This window comes from Sphingomonas fucosidasi (assembly GCF_036663855.1).
Classification (GTDB): Bacteria; Pseudomonadota; Alphaproteobacteria; order Sphingomonadales; family Sphingomonadaceae; genus Sphingomonas; species Sphingomonas faeni_B.
In genome coordinates this window covers 64,324-87,090 of record NZ_JAXOJR010000006.1, presented here as the reverse complement: position 1 = coordinate 87,090, position 22,767 = coordinate 64,324, and the positions used below count along the sequence as shown (strand labels likewise).

Below are 22,767 nucleotides of genomic sequence, written 5' to 3'. Positions count from 1 at the left end.
TCCCCGCCTTCGCGCGGAAGCAAATCTTAGATAGCCGCCGACAACCGCATCCCCCGCTGCCCTCAACAGGAACGTCCCGCGCGCCGCGCCGTTGTGCCTCCGTAACAAAGGGGCGATCATGATTTCGGATGCGAATGCGACGTTGCTCGCCAAACTCGGCTTCGCCGCGCGCGGGGTGGTCTATATCCTGGTCGGCTGGTTCGCCGTCGATGCAGCGCTGCATGGCGGCAAGATCGCCGACAATCAGGGTGCGATCGGGTCGATGGCCGATGGACCGCTCGGGCCATTGCTACTGGCGATCGTCGCGGCGGGTCTGCTCGGCTACGCGGTCGGGCGGCTGACCGAAGCCGCCGCCAATCCCGAGGGAATCGGCAGCGACATCAAGGGCAGCCTCAAGCGCATCGGCCACCTCGTCAGCGGGATCGCGCATCTGATCCTTGCCTGGACTGCCGCCAAGCTCGCGATGAAAATCGGATCGCGCGATGCATCGGCTTCGCCTGGCGACGAAAGCGCACGTGACTGGACCGCGCTGTTGCTCGACCAGCCGGCCGGACGCGTTCTGGTCGGCGCGGTTGCCGTCGGCGTGCTGGTTGCCGCGTTCCAGCAAGCGCAGAAGGCGTGGCGCGGCGACTTCATCCATGACCTCCGCGGTGACGCCCCCGCCCCTGGCTATGTCTGCACGATGGGCAGGGTCGGCTATGGTGCCCGTGCTCTGGTGTTCCTGATCGTCTCCGGACTGTTCGGGCTCGCGGCGTGGACGGCGCATGCGAGCGATGCGGGCGGCGTTGCCGATGCCCTGCAGATGCTGCAATCGCAACCGGGCGGCAAATGGCTGCTCGCGATGACCGGGATCGGGCTTGCGCTGTTCGGCGCATATAGTCTGGTCGAGGCGCGCTTTCGCCGCCTGCACGTCGACTTGCCCGGGACCGATTGATAGCACGTCGTTAACATGCCGGTGCTAGCGGACGGCATGTATACGATCAGTTTCGACGTTCCCACCAAAACCCTGACGATCCTCACCGAGGGGTTCTGGTCGATCGCGACGGCCGCGGCCTTCTCGGCGGAATTGCTCGCGCGCGGTACTGCGGCGCGGCTGTATCATGGGCGGTTCGTGGTGCTAGCCGACCTGCGCAAGGCGGCGATCCAGCCGTTGAAGGTGGTCGATGCGCTCGAAGCGATGATGCCCAAGGCGCTCAAGGTGACGTCCGCGCCGATCGCGGCAGTGGTCGCCTCGCATCTGGCAAAGCTCCAGACCGAACGCTATCTGAAAGCCGAGAACTGCCGGACCTTCCTCGACATCGACGAGGCAAAGGCGTGGCTTGCGGGCGACGGCCACGCCGCCTGACGGACTTTCAGTCCTGCGGTGCGGTCTCGAGCAACGCCGCCTCGACCTCTTCGACCGTGATGCCGAACGCGCCGGCGAGCCCCGACAAGGACGCACCGCGATCCGCGAGCGTGCGGATGCGCGCGGTATCGACGATCGTCTTGTAGCTGCGCGTGTCGCGGTCGGTCTTCGATTCCGCGCCGCTGCGGGCGAGCGCGCCCGAGCGGCGGCGTTTGGAGATCTTCAGCGCTTCGGCATCGTTGGCCGGCGGCGCATCGAGCCGCGCCTTGATCCGCTGATCCTCCTCGATCCGCCGGCTTTCGCGCGCGCGTTCGCGTTCTTGGGACTGGAGATCGCGCTGGGCGGCGCGTGACTCGGATCGCTGTTCGGATGCGGCAAGCCGCTCCTTCGCGCGCTGCTCGCGGCCGTTGGCGCGCTCCTCCGCCCGCTTTGCGGCACGTTCGGCGGTACCGGGCATGAGCGGCCCTGTTCCCCTGCCCCCGCTCGGCCAGCCGTCGCTCATTGCATGTCCTGTCGTCACCGGTGCGCCCTACGACGCGGAGGCGCGCTGCTAGGCGATGACGTCACCGGTGACTAGGGGGTCCAAGTCGTCACCCGACCATCCGCCCCCCCCGCCGTCATCCCAGCGAACGCTGGGATCTCACCGTGGGGCGAACGTCGCGAGCCACGAGGGATACCCCAGCTTTCGCTGGGGTGACGGTTTTGGGGTGGGCTGACGGAGCAAGGTGACGGACGGTCGGCAGTCGAGGCAAGGCCGCGACTTGGAGCTGCCGGGTTACGCGTTCGCAGTCTCGAGCGCGGGGTAGTCGATATAGCCCTCGGGGCCCTGGCTGTACCACGTCTTCGCATCGTCCTTCGCGAGCGATGCGCCGGTGCGCAGACGCTCGGGCAGGTCCGGGTTGGCGATGAACGTGCGCCCGAAGGTGATCGCGTCGGCATTGCCCGAATCGAGCTCGGCCTGCGCTTCCTCGACGGTTGTGTAGTCCGAGTTGACGATCAGCACGCCCTTGAACACCTTGCGGATCGCCGGGCTGAGCTTCGGCACGTCGGTCTTGCCGAACGTGCCGTCGGGGCCGGGCTCGCGCAGTTCGAGGAACGCGATGCCGAGATCGGACAATGCCTTAGCGGCGGCGGTGAACAACGGCTCGGGGTTGCTGTCGTCGACACCCTGCGAATCGCCGTTGGGCGACAGGCGGACGCTGACGCGATCTGCACCCGCGACCGAGATCACGCGCTCGGCGACTTCGCGGAGCAGGCGGACGCGGTTCTCGATCGAGCCACCGTACTCGTCAGTACGCAGATTGGCGTTATCGCGCAGGAACTGGTCGATCAGATAGCCATTCGCCGCATGGATCTGCACGCCGTCGAAGCCGGCCGCCAGCGCGTTCTTCGTCGCCAGCTCATAATCGTTCAGCAGGCGCGGGATCTCGTTCAGTTCGAGCGGACGCGCGACCTCGAAATCCTGCTTGCCCTCGAACGTGTGCGCCTGGCCTTCGGTCGCGGTCGCCGACGACGAGACCGGCTGGCCGCCGATGACCGACGAATGGACCTGACGCCCCATGTGCCAGAGCTGCGCGATGATCCGGCCACCAGCGGCGTGGACCGAGTCGGTGACGGGCTTCCAGGCGGCGACCTGCACATCGGTCCACAGACCCGGCGCGAACGGCCAGCCGAGACCTTCGCGGCTGATGCCGGTGGCCTCCGAGATGATCAGGCCGGCGCTCGCCCGCTGCGTATAATACTCGACCATCATGTCGGTCGGCACGGCATCCCTGTCGGCACGCCCACGCGTAAGCGGCGCCATGAGGATGCGGTTCGGCGCGGCGATGGCGCCAAGGGTAATGGAATCGAAAAGGCTAGGCATGGAAGCTCCTTATTGGCCTGACGGGCGGAAGATAGGAGGCTACAGGGCGGCATGCATCGCCCCGCCCCGCAAACATTATCTAGCGTGCCCGATACGCCGCGCGGTTCGACAGCGGAGGCGAACAATGTCGCTGCGCCGGGCCTGATCGCGTTCGCGGCGCTGGTGGTGGCGAACGTGGCGCTCGCGTTCGGGCCGTGGTTCGTGCGCGCGACCGAGGTCGGGCCGGTCGCGGCCGGGTTCTGGCGGCTCACGCTGGCGGTGCCGTTCCTCGTGGTGCTGGCGGTCCAGCAGGGCGCGCGGCCGAGGCGGCTCGGGTGGAAGCTGTGGGCCGGACTGCTCGCGGGCGGGGTGTGCTTCGCGGCCGACCTCGGCACGTGGCATCTCGGAATCCTGCGCACGACGCTCGCCAATGCGACGCTGTTCGGCAATGTCGCGACGCTGATCTTCCCGATCTACGGCTTCCTGATCGTGCGAAGCTGGCCGACGCGGACGCAGGGGTTCGCGCTGGCGCTGGCGGCGGCCGGGGGCGCGTTACTGCTCGGGCGGTCGTATCAGCTCGATGCGAAGAACCTGGCGGGCGATCTGTTCTGCCTGCTCGCGGGGCTGCTCTACACGGTGTATTTCATCCTGATGGCGCGCGCCCGGGCGACGCTCGCCCCGATATCCGCGCTGACGCTGTCGACGCTCGCCGGGATCGTGCCGCTGCTGATATTCGCGCTGGCGATGGGCGAGCGCGTACTGCCGGCGCACTGGGGTCCGCTGATCGGGCTCGCTTTGTGCAGCCAGGTGCTCGGGCAGGGGTTGATGATCTACGCGCTCGGGCGCTTCACCCCGCTGGTGATCGGGATCGCGTTGCTGATCCAGCCGGTGGTCGCGGGGCTGGTCGGCTGGCTGGTGTACGGCGAGCGGCTCGGCACGGCGGATCTGGTCGGCGTCGTGATGGTGGCGGTCGCGCTGGTGCTCGTCCGCCAGGGACCGGTTCCCGAAGCGTTACCCCTTGAAGACGCGCTTGATACGCCTGATTTTGGACGGCAGGAGACGGTATGACCCAGGACCTTACGCTCGACGAAATCCGCGCCCTGCTGGCGCCCGGCATCGCTTCCAACGCGGCGTTCGACGGCTGGAGCGACGCCGCGCGCGACATGGCCGCGCAAGCCGAGGGAATCGACACCGACGTCGCCGCACTGGCGTTCAAAGACGGCCCAGTCGACATGATCGACGCGTGGTTCGCGCATATCGACGGCGTGATGCTGGCCGCAGTGCCGCCCGAGCGGCTGGCGCTGATGAAGATTCGCGAGAAGATCACCGCATTGGTCGAGGCGCGACTTGATGCGACGTCGATCGATCGCGAATCGCTGCGCCGCGCGGTGGCGATCCTCGCGCTCCCGCAGAACGTGGCGAAGGCGACGCGGCTCGGCTGGCGGACGGTCGATACGATCTGGCGCGCAGCCGGCGACGTCTCGACGGATTATAATTACTACACCAAGCGTACTATCCTGCTCAGCGTCTATGCGTCGACGATAACCGTGTTTCTCGACGACGAGAGCGAAGGGTTGGCCGAAACGCGCGCATTCCTGGGTCGCCGCATCAACGGCATCATGCGGTTCGAGAAGGCCAAGGCCGGTTTTCTCAAGCGGACCGAGCACGGCTTCAGCCTGTCGCGATTCGTCGGTCGCCTGCGCTATCCGACAGCCTGAAGGTTTGAGCCCAGGACGACCATCAGGATTCGTCATCCTGGGCTCGACCCAGGACCCAGAGCCACGAACGCCGTCCCGTTTGGTTCTGGGTCCTGACTTTCGTCAGGATGACGATGCGTTGGCGTCAGTTGGATCGGCTTTGGGCTTCCCTTGCCGGTGAGTTACTGATAATCAGTCGCATCATGGACACTCGCCCCGATCGTTCCGTCAGCCTCGAAACCCTGCCGCGCAAGCAGCACGCCATTGTTGCGGCAATCGAGTGGGCGCGCCTTGCCGGGCCGGAAGCACGTCGCCTGCGCGAGCTGGGCTTTGACGAGGGTGTCGATGTCGAGGTGCTGCACCGCGCGACGCTGGGCCAAGGCCCGATCGCCTGCCGGATCGGCCGCATGACCGTCGCACTGCGCCGTGCCGTCGCCGGCGCGATCCAGGTTTCTCCCATGCCTGCCGCGGCCGAATAATCCTTTAGAATGAACGCAGCACCGCTGGTTGCGCTGGTCGGCAATCCCAATGCCGGCAAGAGCGCGCTGTTCAACGCGCTCACCGGTGCGCGGCAGAAGGTCGGCAATTATCCCGGTGTCACGGTCGAGCGGAAGGTCGGGCGGCTGATGCTCGACGACGGGCGGCCGATCGAACTGGTCGACCTGCCCGGTGCGTACAGCCTCGAGCCCTCCTCCCCCGATGAGCGTGTCACGCGCGACGTCGTCACCGGGACGCAAGATGGCGAGCGCCTGCCCGACGCACTGGTCGTGGTGGTGGATGCCGCCAATCTCGACAATCACCTCCGCTTCACGCTCCAGCTGATCGCCCTTGGCCTGCCGGTCGTGGTCGCGCTCAACATGGTCGATCTCGCCGAGCGCGACGGGCTGAAACTCGATCCCAAAGTGCTCGAACGCGAACTCGGCGTGCAGGTGATCCCGACCGTCGCAGTGCGCAAGCGCGGCCTCGACGACCTCAAGGCCGCGCTCTCCAGCATCGTCGTCAACGGCCCGATGCGCCTCCGTAAATCGGACGGCAGCGTCCAGGACGATATTGTTACGCTCCAGCGCCGCGCCCGTACGATCGCTACCGCGGCGACCGTATCCGAGACGACCGTCCGGCGCTGGACGCACATGCTCGACGCGGTCGCGCTGCATCCCGTGGCGGGGCCGATCCTGCTGCTCGCGATCATGTTCCTGATGTTCCAGGCGGTGTTCAGCTGGGCGCAGCCGTTCATGGACGCGATCGATGCAGGCTTCACCGCGCTCCAGGCGTTCCTGACCGCCGAACTGCCCGATTCGCTGATCCGCTCGCTGCTGGTAGACGGCGTCATCGCTGGCGTCGGCGCGGTGATCGTGTTCCTGCCGCAGATCCTGATCCTGTTCCTCTTCATCCTCGTCCTCGAGGCGAGCGGCTACATGGTCCGCGCGGCGTTCCTGATGGACCGGGTGATGGCGAGTGTCGGGCTGTCGGGCCGCGCATTCATCCCGCTGCTGTCGAGCTTCGCCTGCGCGATCCCGGGGATCATGGCGACGCGGACGATCGACGACGAGAAGGACCGGCTGACGACGATCCTGATCGCGCCGCTGATGACGTGTTCCGCGCGCCTGCCGGTCTACACGCTGATCATCGGCGCGTTCATTCCGAACACGCAGGTGCTGCCGTTCGTCGGATTGCAGGGCCTTGTGATGCTCGGCCTGTACGTGATGGGCATCGTCGGTGCGTTCGTTGCCGCGCTGGTGCTGCGCCGGACGGTGACCAAGGGTGTATCGTCGGGCTTCATGATGGAGATGCCGAAATACCAGTGGCCGCAATGGCGCGACGTCGGCATCGGCCTGTGGAGCCGTGCGCAGATCTTCCTGAAGCGCGCCGGTGGCATCATCCTGGTCTCGACGATCATCCTGTGGGTGCTGCTAAGCTTCCCCAAGCCGCCCGAGCAGCCCGCCGGTGCGCCGAAGATCTCGGCAGTCGATTATTCGGTCGCGGGTCGCATCGCCAACGGGATCGCGCCGGTGTTCGCGCCGATCGGCTTCAACCGCGACATCGTCCTCGCGCTGATCCCAGCAATGGCCGCGCGCGAAGTCGCCGTGGCCGCGATCGGAACCGTTTACGCAATCGACGATCCCGACAGCAACCAGGGCGGAAAGGCGATGATCGAGAACCTCCGCGGCCGCTGGAGCCTGCCGACCGCGCTCGCCTTCCTGATGTGGTTCGTGTTCGCGCCGCAGTGCATCTCGACCATCGCCGTCACGCGTCGCGAGACCAATGGGTGGAAATGGCCCGCCTTCATGGTTGGCTATTTGTTCGCCGCCGCCTACATCATGGCTGGCATTACATACTGGCTGGCGGTGTTCGCCGGCCTCTGAGGGGCATCATGGCAGGCAGCGTCAACAAGGTCATCATCGTCGGCAATCTGGGTCGCGACCCGGAGAGCAAGGCGTTCCAGAACGGCGGCAAGGTCGTCAACCTGCGCATCGCGACGTCGGAGTCCTGGAAGGACAAGATGTCGGGCGAGCGCAAGGAAAAGACCGAATGGCATTCGGTCGCGATCTTCAACGAAGGTCTGGCGAACGTCGCCGAGAAGTATCTGCGCAAGGGCTCGAAGGTCTATATCGAGGGCGCGCTCCAGACCCGAAAGTGGCAGGACGCGCAGGGCCAGGACAAGTACTCGACCGAAATCGTGTTGCAGGGCTTCAACAGCGTATTGACGATGCTCGACGGCCCGAACGGTGGCGCAGGCGGTGGTGCAGGCGGCGGCGGTGGTAGCCGCGGCGGTGGCGACGACTGGGCCGGCGGTGGCGGCGGCAACGACTTCGGCGGTGGTTCGTCGGGTGGTGGCGGCGGTTACGGCGGCGGCGGCGGCGGCCGTGGCGGTAGCGCACCCTCGGGCGGCGGTAGCGGCGGCGGGGCACGTGGCGGCAGCTTCGGTCAGACCGGCGGGTTCTCGGACGATCTCGACGACGACGTGCCGTTCTAAGCTCCGTGCCGACGCTGCATTCAATTCCTGCACCTTCGTTCGACGAGGCCGAGCGCTCACGCGTGATCTCGGCCTACGACGTCGCGGGCGCGCGCGCGAAGGGTCAGCTCGACGACATCGTGTCGTTCGCGGCCGAGCTTTGCGACGCGCCGATCGCGTTGCTGAGCCTGGTCGAGGAGGAATATCAACGGTTTCTCGCGCGTAGCGGTACCGATCTGGAGCAGACGCCGCGCAGCATGTCGTTCTGCGCACATGCGATGCACCATTACGAGGTGATGGAAGTGCCGGATGCGCGGAACGATCCGCGCTTCGTCGACAACCCCCTGGTGACCGGCGAGCCGTATGTACGGTTCTACGCGGGCGCGCCGCTGGTCTCCAGCGAGGGCGTGCCGCTTGGTGCACTGTGCGTTTTGGCGCCCGACCCGCGCGAGGGGCTGACGCGGTTCCAGCGAGATGGCCTGACGTTGCTCGCCAAGACGGCGATGGGACGGCTCGACGATCGTCGCACGGCCCGCGAGCAGGCCTTTGCCGAGGCCAAGGCACGCCGCGTTCTCGAGGCAAGCGACCTGAAGTTCCGCACGCTAGCCGACACCATGCCGCAAATGGTGTGGTCGACACTGCCCGACGGCTTTCACGATTATTTCAATGCACGCTGGTACGAATTCACGGGGACGCCGCCGGGGACGACCGACGGCGAAGGCTGGAACGACATGTTCCATCCCGAAGACCAGGATCGCGCCTGGTCGGTCTGGCGGCACTCGCTGGAAACGGGCGAGCCGTATAATATCGAATACCGGCTGCGGCATTTCGACGGCACGTACCGCTGGGTACTCGGCCGCGCGCTGCCGGTGCGCGACGAAAGCGGTGCGATCCAGCGCTGGTTCGGGACGTGCACCGACATCCACGAACAAAAGCTCGCCTATGAAGAGCGCGAGGTCATCAGCCAGGAGCTGAGCCACCGCATCAAGAACATCTTCGCGGTGATCGCCGGGCTGATCGCGTTCGCCGCACGTGGCAAACCCGAATTCGCCGGCATCGCGACCGACCTGCGCCACCGCATTACCGCGCTGGGCCGCGCCCATGACTTCGTCCGGCCCCACAGCGCCAATTCACGTCCGTCGGCGGCGCAGAACAGCCTGCGCGGCCTGTTGCACGAGCTGTTCGAGCCGTATCAGCGCGTCGATTCGATGCGCGTCACGGTGTCGGGCGACGACGTGACGATCGACGATCGCTCCGCCACGCCGCTCGCCCTGCTGTTCCACGAGCTGGCGACCAACGCGACCAAATATGGCGGGCTCGCTACCGAGCTGGGCACCGTACGGATTACCGTGACCTCGGACGACGGCATGGTCAGACTGACTTGGCGCGAGGAAGGTGGGCCGATCGTCACCGAACCAGCGACGCCGGCAGGGTTCGGCACGCAGCTCATCGAAATGAGCGCAGTGCGTCAGCTGGGTGGCAATATCGACCGGCAGTGGAACGCCTCGGGTCTGACCGTCGTGCTGGACATCCCGAAAGCCGCGTTCAGCCGTTAGACGATGCGGATGACATCGTCATGGGCGACCGGCTTCTCGTCGCAGGCGAGGGCAGCCGCTGCCAGGATCGCCGCGTCACTGAACGGCTTGCGGATATAGCCGAGACACTCGGCATCGCCGATTTGCGCGGGATTGGCGGTGACGAACACGACCTTGACGCCGTATTCGTCCGACATCCGCTTGGCGATCTCGGGCCCGGTCGCACCATCGCGCAGATTGATATCGACGAACGCGAAGCTGCATCCCGGCGCCGCCGCGATAGCGCTCTCGCGATCAGCCGCGATCCCTGCGACGCCGTAGCCGGCATCGGTGAGGATTCTCTCGAGGTCGAGTGCGACGAAAATCTCGTCTTCGACAATGAGGGCGGTCTTGGTCATCGGCGTGTTAACCGGTCGTCACAGGATAGGTTCCGTAGCGATACTGATCTCAATCAGTATTCGACGACATAGTGTCACATTTATCGCCGGACCGTTACCGTCGCAGCAGGAATACTGCGTGCTCTGCGAACAGGTTGGCGGCGCCCGCGCCGGTGCGCTTGTCGCCCGACAGGAACCACGCATCCTCGACGATAATTCCGCGTGCCTTCACGAAGCTGCGGAAATCGTCGATCGTGACGTGGTGGATGTTGGGCGTATCGTACCAGCTCTCGGGCAATTGCCGCGTCACCGGCATCCGCCCACCCCACAGCAGCGACAGCCGGACGCGCCAATGCGCGAAATTGGGGAAGCTGACGAACGCGTGCCGACCGATCCGGAGCAGGTGATCGAGCACGAGGTCGGGCGCGCGCGCGGTCTGCAAGGTCTGGCTGAGGATCGCGTAATCGAAGCTGCCGTCGGGGTAGCCCGCGAGGTCGATATCCGCATCGCCCTGGATCACCGACAGCCCACGCGCGACCGCGGAAGCGACGTTGTGCGCATCGATCTCCAGTCCGCGCGCATCGACGTCGCGGGTGTCGCGGAGTGCCGCCATCAGCGCACCGTCGCCACAGCCGATATCGAGCACGCGACTGCCTTGCGCGACGTTCTCGGCGATGACGGCGAGGTCGGTCCGTAAGGTCATGGTGCGGTCCGTAATTGCTCGGCGAGGCCGGGGGCGAGCCGTTCCATGTAGCGATCGGCGCGGACCAGCGGGTGGAAGCCGAGGTCGGCGTATACGCCGTGTGCGTCGGCAGTGACGAGGCCGATCCGCCGCAGCCCGGCGAACGATGGATGATCCAGGAACCAACTCACCATACGCCGCCCGAGCCCCTGCCCGCGCACGGACTCCTCGACCCAGACGTCGGCGAGCCACGCGAAGGTCGCATGATCGGTTATCATCCGCGCGAACCCCACTTGAGCGCCGTCCTGATACGCACCGAGGCAATGCGAGCCGGCGATCGCGCGCTCGACCAGATCGCGTTCGATCCCCGGCGACCAGTAGCTGCTCGCCAGCCAGCCATGGATGCGATCGACCTGCAACCGGCTCGGGTCGTCCGAAAGGATGATCGTCATCGCCCCGCCCTCAGGAAACCGTCGACGACCCGGTTGAGATCGGGCGCTTCGAGCAGGAATGCGTCGTGACCGTACGGGCTCGACAGCTCGACGAAGCTGACCGGCGCACCGGCTGCGTTCAGCGCCTGGACGATCGCGCGCGACTCGGCAGTCGGGTACAGCCAGTCGGTGTCGAAGCTGACGAGGCAGAATCGCGATTTGGTCGCTCGAAACGCGTTGGCGAGCAGCCCGCCATGCTCCTCGGCGAGATCGAAATAATCCATCGCCCGGGTGATGTAGAGGTACGAGTTCGCATCGAACCGGTCGGTGAAGGCGAGGCCCTGGTGGCGCAGATAGCTCTCGACCTGGAAATCGGCGTCGAACCCGAACGATTTCGCGTCGCGCGCCTGGAGCCGCCGCCCGAATTTCTCGGTCAGCCCGGCTTCGGACAGATAGGTGATGTGCGCCGCCATCCGCGCGACCGCGAGCCCCGCGGTCGGCGCTGCGTCGTCGTGATACTCGCCGCCGCGCCAGTTCGGGTCGGCCATCACCGCCTGGCGTCCGACCTCGTGGAACGCGATGTTCTGCGCGGTGTGCCGCGCGGTCGAGGCGATCACCACGCACGCCTTCACCCGGTCGGGGAAAGTCGCGGGCCAGCTCAGCGCCTGCATCCCACCCATCGATCCGCCGACCACCGCGTGGAGCACGTCGACGCCGAGATGATCGAGCAGCATCGCCTGCGCGCGCACCATGTCGCGGATCGTGATGACCGGAAACCCCATCGCCCAGGGCCGCCCGGTGGCCGGATTGATCGTCGCCGGCCCCGACGAGCCCATGCAGCTGCCGAGCACGTTCGCGCAGACGACGAAGTGGCGCGCGGGGTCGATCGGCTTGCCCTCGCCGACCATGCGCGTCCACCAGCCGGGCTTGCCGGTGCGGGGGTGGTTCGACGCGACATGCTGGTCCCCGGTCAGCGCGTGGCAGATCAGGATCGCGTTCGACGCGTCGGCGTTGAGCGTGCCGTAGGTCTCATACGCGATATCGACCGGCGACAGCAGCACGCCGCCATCGAGGCGCAGCGGCCCCGGCAACGTGACGCGCCGTGCGAGGCCGAAACGCGGGTCGGTGTCGTGGCCGGTGCTGGGGTCGATGGCAGGCGTGTCGAGCATGCCGCGCGCTACCATAAGCGCCCGCGAACATGCCAGCGCTGCGTCCTCGATCCTCCCCCGCAAAGGGGGGGTGGCTGGCCCTTGCCAGACGGAGGGGGAGGAAAGGAAAACCGCTGTTGCGTCACCCTCCCCCTACGTCGCTTCGCGCCACCCCCCCCTTGCGGGGGAGGATTAGCCGAACCGTCCCGTCATCCGTCCCCCCTCCTCCGTCATCCTGACGAAAGTCAGGACCCAGGGTAACGAGCGGTGACTTCCGTGGCTCTGGGTCCTGACTATCGTCAGGATGACGGGGGGAAGCGGGCGGACTCGATGCCGACCTTGGCCAAACACCATCCCACCCACGCACAAATATTTGCCACCGCGGCACCGCGCCCGCTATGTCCCGCGGCCATGACAAACATCATGCCCGCACCCGCGCCGAAGCCCTGGATTCTGGGGATCGCGCCGTACACGCCCGGTCGCTCGACGACCGACGATGGCCGCACGGTGATCAAACTGTCGTCGAACGAAAACCCGCTCGGCACCAGCCCCGCCGCGAAGGCCGCGTTCGATGACGCCGACCGGACGCTGGAACGCTACCCCGACGCCGGCGCGACCGCGCTGCGCGAGGCATTGGCGGCGCATTACGACCTCGATCCGGCACGCGTGATCTACGGCACCGGCTCGGACGAGATCCTGCATCTGGTCGCTGGCGCCTACGCCGGCCCGGGCGACGAGATCATCCACGTCCGCTACGGCTTCGCGGTCTACGAGATCGCGACGCGCCGGGTAGGAGCAGAACCCGTCATCGTCGACGACCGCGACTACGCCACCGACGTCGACGCGATCCTCGCCGCGGTCACCGAGCGCACGCGAGTCGTGTTCGTCGCCAACCCGAACAATCCGACCGGCACCTTCACGCCGCGCGCCGAAATCGCGCGGCTGCATGCCGGCCTGCCGAAGTCGGTGCTGCTCGTGCTCGACCAGGCCTATGCCGAATATCTCTCGCCCGAGGAGGACGACGCTGGCTTGGCACTCGCGATGACCGAGGCGAACGTGCTCGTCACCCGGACCTTTTCGAAGATCCACGGGCTGGCGGCGGAGCGGATCGGCTGGGGCTATGCCTGCGCGCCGATCATCGACGCGATGCACCGCATCCGCGCCCCGTTCAACGTCACCACCGCAGGCCAGGCGGCGGCCGTCGCGGCGATCGCCGACACCGCCTTCGTCGAGGCAACGCGCGCGCATAACGACCAGTGGCGCGGCTGGTTCGTCGAACAGATCGGGCAGATGGGCAATGCAGGCCTGCGCTGCGTACCGTCCAAGGCGAACTTCGTGCTCGTGCTGTTCGAGGGCAAGCTGACCGCCGACGCCGCCTATCACGGGCTGATGGAGGCGGGCTATATCGTCCGCTGGCTGCCGGGCCAGGGCCTGCCGAACGCGTTGCGCATCACCATCGGCACCGAGGACGAAACGCGCGGCGTCACCGCGGCGCTGCGCAATCTGGTCGAAAGCGCCTGATGCTGCCGTTCGCGCGCGTCACGATCATCGGGCTGGGACTGATCGGCTCGTCGGTGGCGCGCGCGGTACGGGACACGATGCCGACGGTCCGCGTGACCGGCTACGACGCCGACGCCAGCGTGCGCGAGACGGCAGACCGGCTGCAGTTCTGCGACGACGTTGCGGACTCGGCGGGGGCCGCGGTGATCGACGCCGACCTCGTGATCCTGTGCGTCCCCGTCGGCATCATGGGCGATGTCGCGCGCGCGTTCGCGGCCGAACTTCCCGCCGATGCGATCGTCAGCGACGTCGGCAGCTGCAAGGCCGAGATCGTCCGCGCGCTCACCGAAGCGCTGCCGAACGCGACCGTCATCCCCGCCCACCCGGTCGCCGGCACGGAGCGCAGCGGCCCCGAGGCCGGTTTCGCAACGCTGTTCCGCCACCGCTGGTGCATCGTCACGCCCCCCGAGGGCGCCGACCCGGTCGCGGTCGAGCGCGTTTCCGAATTCTGGCGGCGGCTCGGCGCGCAGGTCGAGACGATGGCGCCCGAGCACCACGACCGTGTCCTCGCCGTCACCAGCCATCTGCCGCATCTGATCGCCTACACGATCGTTGGCACCGCGGGCGATCTCGAGGAGGTGACCCAGTCCGAGGTCATCAAATATTCCGCCGGCGGCTTCCGCGACTTCACCCGGATCGCGGCGTCCGACCCGACCATGTGGCGCGACATCTTCCTCAACAACCGCGAGGCGGTGCTGGAGATGCTGCAGCGCTTCTCAGAGGACCTGAGCCATCTCCAGCGCGCGATCCGCTGGGGCGATGGGGATGCGCTGTTCGACCTGTTCACGCGGACTCGGGCGATCCGGCGGAGCATCGTCGAGCAGGGGCAGGACGACGACGTCCAGGATTTCGGGCGTACGCACGGCTGAGCTGGAGCCACCGTACCGTTTAGAAGTTAGAAGCGCACCTCCCCGGCGGAGGCCGGGGCCCAGTTGGGTAGGCCGAAGTAACAGCGCACAACGCACATTAGCGACGTCGCCCAACTGGGCCCCGGCCTCCGCCGGGGTGGTGAATCGGTTGAGGTACCTTCCCCGGACCTAATCCAGCGCGTTCATCGCCGCATGGACCCGCTGCTCAGCCTCCTCCCGCGGCAGGCCCGGCGGCACCACCTCGCCGAACCGGAACGTGATCACCCCCGGCAGCTTCGGCCCCTTCTTCGGCCACACCAGCCCGCTGTCGCACGCGATCGGCACCGTCGGCATCTTCAGCGCTCGATACAGCCCGGCAAACCCTGGCTTCAGCGGCGGATGCTCACCCGGCGAGACGCGCGTCCCCTCGGGAAAGATCAGGATCGAGCGGCCCGTCGCCTTGGCCGCGCTCGCTTCTCGCATCATGTTGCGCATGGCCTTGGCCGAGGCCTCGCGGTCGACCACGATCGCGCCGTATCTGCGCGCCGCCCAACCCCAGGCCGGGATGTCGGCCAGCTCGCGCTTCAACACGATCGCCGGGCCGTCCAACAACGCCTGAAGTTCGAGCGTCTCGAACATCGCCTGGTGCTTGCAGGCGTAGAAGGCCGGCTCGGTCGGCCGCGTCCCCTCGATCCTGATATGCACACCGAGAATCCACCGCGCGCACCAGCGATGGAAGCGCGTCCAGATCGTCGAATGCACGATCACCGCGCGCGAGCCGAACAGCGCCGAGATCGGCACGGTCACCACGATCGGCACCGAGATCGTATAGAAAACGAGCATGAAGGCCCAGTTACGCAACCAAATCATCCGCCAAATCCAATCCACAACGCGATCCGGCGAAGGATCAACTTGTTGTATTCGTTGACCAGGGTCCCGAGCCGCGGCGTACCGGGCACGCCGTCGCCGAGAATCACGACGTTCTTGTCGAGCGCCGCCGACAGCTCCATCCGGGCGCGTGCGACGTGCCAGTCCGACGTCACCAAGCGCACCGACCGGTATTTGTGCACGCGCACCCATTGCGCGGTCTCCTCGGCGTTCGAGCGCGTATCGACCGCGTCGCCGCCAAGATCGATACAGCAGGCGAACAACGCGGGCGACGTCCGATACTCCAGCGCAAGATCGATCGGCCGCACGCCCGGCGCGACACCGGTCACGAGCATCCGCTTCGCCTGATGATCGCGAAGCAGCGCGATGCCGCGGTCGATCCGCCCTGCCCCGCCAGTCGGGACGACGATCGCATCCGTGGTGAAGCCGTCGAGCGGCTTGGGCAGCATCAGCATGAACACCGCGAACCCGAATGCCCAGGCGAGACCTAGGATGCCGAAGAACCGTACGATCACAGGATGTGCCTCAACGCGCGCACGATCGTGACGCGGGCGGCGAGCGTGGCGAGGACAACGAACGCGATCGGGAGCAGCGCGAGGAGCACCCAGTCGGCCCCGCCGAGCGTCACGCCGCCGAGCAGTTCGGAGCCCAATCCGTGCAACCGGATGCCGATGAACCCGACCACCAGCAGCGCCATCACCCCGCCGCCGACTCCACCGATCGTCGCATCGAGCGCGATCCGGCGCTGGAACAGCCGCGCGACCTGCAGGTCGGTCGAGCCGAGCATGTGCATCACCGCGATCGTCGCGCGGTGCGTTTCGAGCCCGGCGCGCGCGGCGAGTACGACGACGGCAGCCGTTGCACTGGCCATCAGCAGGACCAGCGCCAGTGCGAGAAACGTCAGGGAGCGCATGACGTCGTTGACGGGCGACATCCAGCTTTCATGACGATCGACGCGGACGGCGGGACTCAGACGCCGAACCGTGGAAGCAACGCGCGCGGCCGCCGCCCCTTCATGATCGGCGAGGTCGACGTCGATCATCGCCGGCACCGGCAATTGCGGATCGGCGCCGTCGGACCCGAGCCAGGGTTGCAGCAACCGGGTCAACTCGGCGCGATCGACCGGGGTGGCGGTCGCAACCGCCGGCATCGCGCGCAACGCAGCCAGCACGCGCGCGGCGGCGGCGTCACGGCGCACTGGATCGCCATCGACGATCTGCACCGTCAACCGCCCCGCCAACTGTCGATCGAGCAGCCGCGCCGCCCCCGCCGTCGCGAGGCCAAGTGCCGCAGCGAGCATCGTCAGGAACAGCATGATCGCCATCACCCACGTCATCGCGCGCAGGCCGCCGGCTTCGTCGAGTACGCGCCGTTCGGCCGAAGACCGCGCTTTGATGGCGCGACCGATCATTCGGGCCGCGTCGGCGGATAGCGGAGCGATCCCGTCGGATCGAGCAGCCGCCCGCGATCGAGCCGCATCATCTGCGCCCCCGGTATCCGCCCCAGCAAATGGAAGTCGTGCGTCGCGACCACGACGGTCGTCCCCAGCTTGTTGAGCGATTCGAACAGATGCAGCAGCCGCTCGGCCATGTCGGGATCGACGTTGCCGGTCGGCTCGTCCGCGACCAGGATCTCTGGCCGCGCGATCACCGCGCGCGCAATCGCAACGCGCTGTTGCTCGCCACCCGACAGCGTCGCCGGGCGCGCATCGGCGCGCTCGGTCAGCCCGACCCAGGCGAGCATCTCGCGCACCGGCTGCTCGATATCCGCCTCGGGCATGCCCGCCACCCGCAACGGCAGCGCGATATTATCCCAGGTCGACAGATGCGGCACGAGCCGGAAATCCTGGAACACCACGCCGATCCGCCGCCGAAATCCGGGCAGCCGGTCGCGCGACAGCACCACCGCATCTTCGCCGAACAGCCGGATGACGCCGCGCGTCGGCCGTTGCGCGAGGTACAGCAGCTTCAGCAGCGAGGTCTTGCCGGCGCCACTCGCGCCAGTGAGGAAATAGAACGCACCGCTGCGCAAGGTGAAGCTGACGTCCGACAGCGTCTCCGGTCCAGCGTCTGGACCCGTGCCGTAACGAAGCCCGACATTCTCGAATTGGACGATATTCGCCATGACGTGGTTGCGCCCGCTTTCGCCCGCTTGATGCCCGTGCCAATGCCCGTATCGGCGCTTTCGCATGAAAGCGCGGGCCGCTTCAAGCTTGCCACATCCGTCGGCGGCGTGCTTATTCGGCACGAGAACGGTCGCGCTCCGGCGGCCGCTGGTGAAGCGTATCCATGATCCTCCAATGTCCCGAGTGCAGCACCCGCTATCTGGTGCCCGACAGCGCGATCGGGACCGACGGACGAACCGTGCGCTGCGCCAATTGCCGGCACAGCTGGTTCCAGGCCGCCGCACCGGTGGTCGAGGACACGCTCGACCTGCCCGAACCGACCCCGCTCGCGCCTGCCCCGCCACCGCTGGCTCCACTGCCGCGGACACCGATCGCAGAGCCGGCTGAACGATTCGTGCCCTTCGCGCCCCCTTCGCCGGCAACGACCGCACCGGCGACGCCAGAGCCGGTGATTGCGCCCACTTATCCCGCGCCGACGTTTCCGCCGGTCACCGAGCAGCCGCCGTTCCGCCCGCGTCGCAATACCACGCGCCGCTGGACGATCGTGGCCGTGCTCGCCGGGCTGCTGATGCTGATCGCAGCGGGCGCGATCGTATATCTTGGCGCGCCGGGCGTCGCGGCAAAGCTCGGTCTCGGGATCGGTAGCGACGAGACGCCGCTGCGCCTGCGCGACAATCCGATCGAACGGCGCGAGCTGGATAACGGCTCCGAGCTGTTCGCGGTCAGCGGTCAGGTCACCAATCCGTCCAACCAGCGCCAGCGCGTACCCGACATCCGCGCCGAACTCCGCGATGCGCAGGGCCGGCTGGTCTATAGCTGGACGATCACCCCGCAGCAGCGGACGCTGGCGCCGGGCGGCGCGATCGATTTCAACTCCGCGACGCTGAACGTGCCTGCGAACTCGAAGCGCCTCGAACTGAGTTTTGCCGGCGAGACGACGCGATAACAGCTCGATCCTCCCCCGCCAGGGGGAGGTGGCTGGCACTTGCCAGACGGAGGGGGAGGCATGCGATGTCGGACGTTCCGTGTCCGCCCCCTCCGTCACCTGCGGTGCCACCTCCCCCTTGCGGGGGAGGATAAACTAAGCGCGCCGCAACCGCCGGCTCACGATCCAGAACCGGCCGCCGTGCAGCACCGCCGCGGTCAGCATCCCGAGCCCAGACGCGTAGACCAGTGCCATCGGTCCAACCCCCGCATGCACCATCCACCAGCCCGCTCCGCCGGTGACGACGAAATACGCGACGATGCTGTTCACCCCCGCGACCACCTGATCGCCGAGCGAGCGCAGCGCGTAGACCAACACCACCTGCGCGCCGTCGAACAGGATGAACGGCGCCCACACCGGCAGCATCGCCCGCGCAACGGCGTGAGTGGCGGCATCCGACGGAAACGCCGCGACGATCGGCCCGCGCGCGACGATGAGCACGATCCCGCACGCACCCAGCGCGAGCATCGACAGCCCGGTGGCGATCAGCGCGCGCGAGATACCGGCCTTCGGCTCCCCTTCGCCGACTGCATTGCCGACGCGAACGCCACAGGCCGAGCCAAGCCCGAGCGCCAGCGCGAACGTAACGTTGTGGACCGAGAACACGATCTGGAACGCATGCGCGACATCGTCGCCGAACTGCGTCGACAGCGCGATCAGGATCGAGAAGCCGGCCAGTTCCAGCCCGGACGCAACCGCGGGAACGATCCCGAATACCGCGAGCGCGGCGATCCCGGCCGGCACCCCGCGCCATGCGGCCGCATCGATTCGTCGAACGCCGCGCTCCTTCGCCCGCGGCAAGGTCAGCGCGGCGGCGATCATGCCGACCGCGCCGAGACCCGACGCGATCGCCGTGGCCGTCGCCGCTCCGACCGCCCCCATCGCCGGCAAGCCGAGATGCCCGCCCGACATCGCCCAGGCCAGCACCGCGTTGAGCGGCAGGATCGACAGGTTGACCACCGCGACGCGCCGCGGTCGGCTGACGCCCTCCAGGAAGAAGCTGGCGGCGACGATCATCAGTTGCGGTGGATAGGTGAAGGCCATGACGCGCACGACCCGCCCGGCCGGCTCGACCAGCGCAGGCGCGACGCCTATCCCGGCGAGCATCGTGTCCGCGAACACGAACATGACGCCGCCGACGACAAACCCGAGCAACAGCCCGAGCACAAGACCTTCGCGCAGCACCTGCCCGGTGCGCGGCAGATCCCCTGCCCCATCGGCACGCGCGGTATGAACGAGCACGCCCGACAGCCATGCCAGCCCGGTGACGATCGCGATGAACGTCAGCGAGCGGCTCGCCCCGAGCGCTGCCACCTCGTGCGCGCCGACCAGCCCGACGACGATGACGTCGGTAACGTGCAAAATCGTCCAGTTGAGGCTCGTCAGCATCACCGGCCACGCCAACGCGAGGATACGCCGCGTTTCGGCTCGGGTGTCGGTCGAAAAAAGGAAGCGGGGCATCGTTTCCGGTACCGGACGAACGCTTTTTCGCAAAGGCCGTTGCGTAGCGTTCAAACCCTTGCTAGTGGCGCTCGCCTACCAGATGCCGGGTCCGCCCGGTGATGTTTCATGGGCGGCCATGGCGGAACTGGTAGACGCGCAACGTTGAGGTCGTTGTGGGCGAAAGCCCGTGGAAGTTCGAGTCTTCTTGGCCGCACCATTTTCCCGATAGAGTGAATCACCCCATCGAGGGCCCCCATTCGGTGGCTACTCTTGCCACGCTTGTGCGTTGGCCGCGTGGAGGAATTGCATGAGTTCGATCGACGACACGATCATCGAAACGCCCGAAGGTTCGATGACGTTTGCGCAGTGGAAGAAGAAGAACCCGGTCCAGCTGCCCTCGCGCCGGACCAAGGGCAAGAAGCTGCCGAACAAGGTGAAGCTGACCACCGACGAGAAATAGGCGGCGACGAGAACTAAGCGGCGATCTGAAATCCTCCCCCGTAAAGGGGAGGTGGCGCCGAAGGCGACGGAGGGGGAGGCAGGAAAAACCCTGCTCCGTGTCCTCCCCCTCCGTCTGGCAAGTGGCAGCCACCTCCCCCTGGCGGGGGAGGATTTCATGATCAATGCTCTTGCGAGCTCCCCGCCCCCTGCCTTGCCCGGAGTATTCGCGCCTGAAACTTCACCCGCTGCCAGAACGTCGCGTCGTCCAGCCGCCATTGCCGGATCGCCTGTGTCGCCAGCGTCTCGATCAGGGCCTCGCTGGCCGCCGGGTCCTGCGCTGCGAATGCCCGCGCGAGATCCTCGACGCACGGACCGTGATCGGTGAAGTCGCGCGGCAGCGGCATGGGGATGGGCTCGTTCGGCATCGGCATATCTCTCTCCCTGTGGTTATCGCTGCTCACCGAGACGCGCGTGCGTAGCGCTACCCCGCACCAGGCTAGGCTGGTCCGGTCGACCTTCGGCCGCATCGCCACGTCCGGCCCCTGCCGCGTGTCGCGGTCGTCCTGAAAATCGCGGTCGGCCGCGGTCCGCGTACCCGCGTCTTCGAACGGCTGCTGGTGCGACGCCACGGCCGTCAGGCTCAGCCGAACGGTCAGCCGGACACGGGCGTCGAGCCCGAAATTGCGCGTCCGCGCTTCGGCCGGGTTCTGCTGGCCCACGCCGAACGCGGTATCCTGCTGGCGGGCATAGGCCAGCAGGTCGAGCTTTTCGCCGTAATGATAAAGGGAACGACACCGCTGGCGATGGCACCAATCGGGCCGACGATCGCGTCGCCGCCACCGTCGCAGACTGCGACACATCCGGTGCCGGTGGTGCCCGATCCGACCAGCGCACGAGCCGTTACCTGAAGAGCCGCATTGACGGTGGGCTGGTCCGCCGTCTCGGCCAAAATGGCGAGGGCTGTGATCGACTGGCGCGGCACCAGCGGCGGGACTCTGTTGTCCGCATGGATCGTAGCGAACGCCGCCAGCGCTCGGCATGCTCCATCCCAAGGCGACATTCGATTGCAATTTGCCCCCCAAATTTCGTTGAGGATCAGATCGGGTATTTCGTCTTAATCAAATGCTACAAACTCGTATCGGTCTGCTTTTCTGCCAATTACGCACTAGCCCGCAATAGATCGGTTATATCGTCGCCGATCGGACCGAAATGCTTGGTATCTTACGATGCCGAATGTCGCGTGTCAGTGTCGCCGAAGCGCACGAAGATAGCTGCGCATGGCCTGATCGCCGCTATGACTCAGCGAGATTTCTACGCGTCGTCGATCGGTCGGGTCGATCACGCGATCGATGAGCTTGAGTTTGTACAGATGCTCGATCCAGCGCTGCGACGTCGTGACCGGCGCGTCGGACATGCTGACCAGCGCTTTGATGTTCATCGGCAGACGTTCGTCGCGTGACGCGAACAGCGCGAGCAGCATGTCCCAGGCTGGTTCGTGAAACAGTTCCGCGGGGAGGAAGCGGCGCCGCATCCGCCGTTCTGCGAGTATCTCCTCGGCCTGTGCTACGAGTTCGGCTTCGCTCGGTTCGGCACCAGCCACCACGGGATCGGCAGCGTGGGCGACGCGTCCATTGAATTCCTCCGCAACCGCCGAAAGCTTGGCGGTCAGGTCCTTGATCAAATCGACTACCGACTCGTTCTTCACCAAACACTCCCTTTGTCCGTTTCCGACGCAAAAATCCGATCCTTGGATCCGAGCCACCGAACGGGGCGCACATCGATACCGATCGGCTCTAGGGTGCGCCCAAGACCAGACCCCACGCGAAAACACTTCACTGAACATGACAGGATTGGCGGCAGTTTCCATGCAAAAATGGTCTATTTTTGTAATAACTCGTCACAATGGAGCAATTGGACCATCGCGACCGGGAAAATCCACACCATTCCGGTTTTGATGACTGCAAACGCGCAAACCATTGTGGTTTAGTTTGTCTTAATTTGACGCAACATGTCCGCTTCCAGACCATCAATACTGTGGTATACCTTTTTACCTGTCGCCGTATGCAGTGCAAAATTTCCGCTCTGGAGGCGTCAGCTTGCGAAAGGACCTAATGATGGCCGCGACACGGATATACGCGCTGCTGCAAGAGGCATGCGCTGCACTGGAGATGTCGGAGGATCATGCGATCGCCGCCTATGTCGGTTTCGCGATGGCGCTGGTCGAGGAAAAATATGGGGTCGGACACGACCATCTCGAAAGCGTGGGCTGACGGCTATCCTAGATAGCGCCTCGTAGCGACAGCACCGGGGAGGTCATGCCGATGGCAGACCATGAACCTGTATTTTATCCTGTCGCCGGACCTTATTTCGGGGCAGCATGCGGATTGTTGATCGCCGCGACGTCTATATTCGTTGACCGTGCGTTACGTGATCGAGTCGCGTGTCATCGCACGCGTACGAAAGGAC

At 66.4% G+C, this 22,767-nt stretch carries 26 protein-coding genes and 1 tRNA gene; 14 read left to right on the top strand and 13 right to left on the bottom strand.

Features of this window, described 5'->3' with window-relative positions; genetic code table 11:
- Positions 1 to 118 precede the first annotated feature (118 nt).
- Complete coding sequence (locus U1737_RS12040) at positions 119 to 934, top strand: DUF1206 domain-containing protein (RefSeq protein WP_332796945.1); 816 nt, start codon at positions 119 to 121, stop codon at positions 932 to 934.
- A 36-nt stretch (positions 935 to 970) separates the two neighbouring features.
- Entirely contained in the window at positions 971 to 1,345 is a 375-nt protein-coding gene (locus U1737_RS12035) for a hypothetical protein (protein WP_332796944.1), read from the top strand.
- Positions 1,346 to 1,352: 7 nt separating this feature from the next.
- Here the strand turns inward: U1737_RS12035 and U1737_RS12030 are convergent, their stop codons facing one another.
- Both U1737_RS12030 and U1737_RS12025 read right to left on the bottom strand, forming a co-directional pair.
- The gene (locus tag U1737_RS12030) at positions 1,353 to 1,847 is read right to left on the bottom strand and encodes a hypothetical protein (RefSeq protein WP_332796943.1); all 495 of its coding nucleotides are present in this window, start codon (positions 1,845 to 1,847) and stop codon (positions 1,353 to 1,355) included.
- A 273-nt stretch (positions 1,848 to 2,120) separates the two neighbouring features.
- Positions 2,121 to 3,209: an alkene reductase gene (locus U1737_RS12025; RefSeq protein ID WP_332796942.1), complete on the bottom strand. Its 1,089-nt coding sequence runs from the start codon at positions 3,207 to 3,209 to the stop codon at positions 2,121 to 2,123.
- 51 nt (positions 3,210 to 3,260) lie between these two features.
- On the opposite strand from U1737_RS12025, the gene U1737_RS12020 reads away from it, so the two are divergent.
- From U1737_RS12020 to U1737_RS11995, 6 genes are all read left to right on the top strand, one after another.
- On the top strand, positions 3,261 to 4,256 hold the full coding sequence (locus U1737_RS12020) for a DMT family transporter (RefSeq protein WP_332796941.1): 996 nt from the start codon (positions 3,261 to 3,263) through the stop codon (positions 4,254 to 4,256).
- Positions 4,253 to 4,906 (top strand): COQ9 family protein, encoded by a 654-nt coding sequence (locus tag U1737_RS12015; protein WP_332796940.1) that lies wholly within the window; start codon positions 4,253 to 4,255, stop codon positions 4,904 to 4,906. The genes U1737_RS12020 and U1737_RS12015 overlap by 4 nt, the downstream gene beginning before the upstream one ends.
- 182 nt (positions 4,907 to 5,088) lie before the next feature.
- A complete protein-coding gene (locus U1737_RS12010; protein ID WP_055874807.1) occupies positions 5,089 to 5,364 on the top strand; it encodes a FeoA family protein in 276 nt (91 codons plus the stop codon).
- A 9-nt stretch (positions 5,365 to 5,373) separates the two neighbouring features.
- Positions 5,374 to 7,248, top strand: a complete 1,875-nt coding sequence (gene feoB / locus U1737_RS12005) for a ferrous iron transporter B (RefSeq protein ID WP_332796939.1) — start codon at positions 5,374 to 5,376, stop codon at positions 7,246 to 7,248.
- A gap of 8 nt (positions 7,249 to 7,256) precedes the next feature.
- Positions 7,257 to 7,859 (top strand): single-stranded DNA-binding protein, encoded by a 603-nt coding sequence (ssb, locus tag U1737_RS12000; protein WP_056064165.1) that lies wholly within the window; start codon positions 7,257 to 7,259, stop codon positions 7,857 to 7,859.
- A gap of 62 nt (positions 7,860 to 7,921) precedes the next feature.
- The gene (locus U1737_RS11995; RefSeq protein ID WP_432715096.1) at positions 7,922 to 9,394 is read left to right on the top strand and encodes a sensor histidine kinase; all 1,473 of its coding nucleotides are present in this window, start codon (positions 7,922 to 7,924) and stop codon (positions 9,392 to 9,394) included.
- Here the strand turns inward: U1737_RS11995 and U1737_RS11990 are convergent.
- The 4 genes from U1737_RS11990 to metX all read right to left on the bottom strand — a co-directional run bounded on the left by U1737_RS11990 (position 9,391) and on the right by metX (position 12,032).
- Positions 9,391 to 9,771, bottom strand: a complete 381-nt coding sequence (locus U1737_RS11990; RefSeq protein WP_332796938.1) for a response regulator — start codon at positions 9,769 to 9,771, stop codon at positions 9,391 to 9,393. The two genes, U1737_RS11995 and U1737_RS11990, sit on opposite strands and share 4 nt — an antisense overlap.
- Positions 9,772 to 9,865: 94 nt before the next feature.
- Entirely contained in the window at positions 9,866 to 10,453 is a 588-nt protein-coding gene (gene metW / locus U1737_RS11985) for a methionine biosynthesis protein MetW (RefSeq protein ID WP_248524156.1), read from the bottom strand.
- Entirely contained in the window at positions 10,450 to 10,884 is a 435-nt protein-coding gene (locus tag U1737_RS11980; RefSeq protein ID WP_332796937.1) for a GNAT family N-acetyltransferase, read from the bottom strand. The genes metW and U1737_RS11980 overlap by 4 nt, the downstream gene beginning before the upstream one ends.
- Positions 10,881 to 12,032: a homoserine O-acetyltransferase MetX gene (metX, locus tag U1737_RS11975; protein ID WP_248524160.1), complete on the bottom strand. Its 1,152-nt coding sequence runs from the start codon at positions 12,030 to 12,032 to the stop codon at positions 10,881 to 10,883. The genes U1737_RS11980 and metX overlap by 4 nt, the downstream gene beginning before the upstream one ends.
- A 402-nt stretch (positions 12,033 to 12,434) precedes the next feature.
- Here metX and hisC point away from each other — a divergent pair, with 402 nt between their 5' ends.
- Positions 12,435 to 13,532, top strand: coding sequence for a histidinol-phosphate transaminase (gene hisC, locus U1737_RS11970; RefSeq protein ID WP_332796936.1), 1,098 nt, complete (start codon positions 12,435 to 12,437; stop codon positions 13,530 to 13,532).
- Positions 13,532 to 14,440 carry a prephenate/arogenate dehydrogenase family protein gene (locus tag U1737_RS11965; RefSeq protein WP_248524164.1) on the top strand — a complete coding sequence of 303 codons (909 nt, stop codon included), beginning with the start codon at positions 13,532 to 13,534 and terminating at the stop codon, positions 14,438 to 14,440. Before hisC ends, U1737_RS11965 begins: the two co-directional genes overlap by 1 nt.
- Before the next feature lie 168 nt (positions 14,441 to 14,608).
- On the opposite strand, the gene U1737_RS11960 is transcribed toward U1737_RS11965, so the two are convergent.
- The 4 genes from U1737_RS11960 to ftsE are packed head-to-tail and all read right to left on the bottom strand — an operon-like array spanning position 14,609 to position 17,431.
- Positions 14,609 to 15,289: a lysophospholipid acyltransferase family protein gene (locus U1737_RS11960; RefSeq protein WP_332796935.1), complete on the bottom strand. Its 681-nt coding sequence runs from the start codon at positions 15,287 to 15,289 to the stop codon at positions 14,609 to 14,611.
- The gene (locus tag U1737_RS11955; RefSeq protein WP_443027124.1) at positions 15,286 to 15,822 is read right to left on the bottom strand and encodes a YdcF family protein; all 537 of its coding nucleotides are present in this window, start codon (positions 15,820 to 15,822) and stop codon (positions 15,286 to 15,288) included. The genes U1737_RS11960 and U1737_RS11955 overlap by 4 nt, the downstream gene beginning before the upstream one ends.
- Complete coding sequence (locus U1737_RS11950; RefSeq protein ID WP_332796934.1) at positions 15,819 to 16,718, bottom strand: cell division protein FtsX; 900 nt, start codon at positions 16,716 to 16,718, stop codon at positions 15,819 to 15,821. The genes U1737_RS11955 and U1737_RS11950 overlap by 4 nt, the downstream gene beginning before the upstream one ends.
- A complete protein-coding gene (gene ftsE, locus U1737_RS11945; RefSeq protein WP_332796933.1) occupies positions 16,715 to 17,431 on the bottom strand; it encodes a cell division ATP-binding protein FtsE in 717 nt (238 codons plus the stop codon). Before ftsE ends, U1737_RS11950 begins: the two co-directional genes overlap by 4 nt.
- 164 nt (positions 17,432 to 17,595) lie before the next feature.
- Between ftsE and U1737_RS11940 the strand changes: the two genes are divergently transcribed.
- Positions 17,596 to 18,378 (top strand): MJ0042-type zinc finger domain-containing protein, encoded by a 783-nt coding sequence (locus tag U1737_RS11940; RefSeq protein ID WP_332796932.1) that lies wholly within the window; start codon positions 17,596 to 17,598, stop codon positions 18,376 to 18,378.
- A 135-nt stretch (positions 18,379 to 18,513) separates the two neighbouring features.
- On the opposite strand, the gene U1737_RS11935 is transcribed toward U1737_RS11940, so the two are convergent.
- The gene (locus U1737_RS11935) at positions 18,514 to 19,878 is read right to left on the bottom strand and encodes an MATE family efflux transporter (RefSeq protein WP_332796931.1); all 1,365 of its coding nucleotides are present in this window, start codon (positions 19,876 to 19,878) and stop codon (positions 18,514 to 18,516) included.
- A gap of 112 nt (positions 19,879 to 19,990) precedes the next feature.
- Between U1737_RS11935 and U1737_RS11930 the strand changes: the two genes are divergently transcribed.
- Positions 19,991 to 20,077 (top strand) — tRNA-Leu (locus tag U1737_RS11930).
- Positions 20,078 to 20,167: 90 nt separating this feature from the next.
- Positions 20,168 to 20,320: a hypothetical protein gene (locus U1737_RS11925; protein WP_332796930.1), complete on the top strand. Its 153-nt coding sequence runs from the start codon at positions 20,168 to 20,170 to the stop codon at positions 20,318 to 20,320.
- Between the two features lie 160 nt (positions 20,321 to 20,480).
- Here U1737_RS11925 and U1737_RS11920 read toward each other — a convergent pair whose 3' ends face one another.
- Positions 20,481 to 21,161 (bottom strand): hypothetical protein, encoded by a 681-nt coding sequence (locus tag U1737_RS11920; protein WP_248524176.1) that lies wholly within the window; start codon positions 21,159 to 21,161, stop codon positions 20,481 to 20,483.
- A gap of 383 nt (positions 21,162 to 21,544) precedes the next feature.
- On the bottom strand, positions 21,545 to 22,006 hold the full coding sequence (locus tag U1737_RS11915; protein ID WP_248524178.1) for a winged helix DNA-binding protein: 462 nt from the start codon (positions 22,004 to 22,006) through the stop codon (positions 21,545 to 21,547).
- Between the two features lie 409 nt (positions 22,007 to 22,415).
- On the opposite strand from U1737_RS11915, the gene U1737_RS11910 reads away from it, so the two are divergent.
- On the top strand, positions 22,416 to 22,571 hold the full coding sequence (locus U1737_RS11910) for a hypothetical protein (RefSeq protein ID WP_248524180.1): 156 nt from the start codon (positions 22,416 to 22,418) through the stop codon (positions 22,569 to 22,571).
- The last annotated feature ends 196 nt before the right edge of the window (positions 22,572 to 22,767 follow it).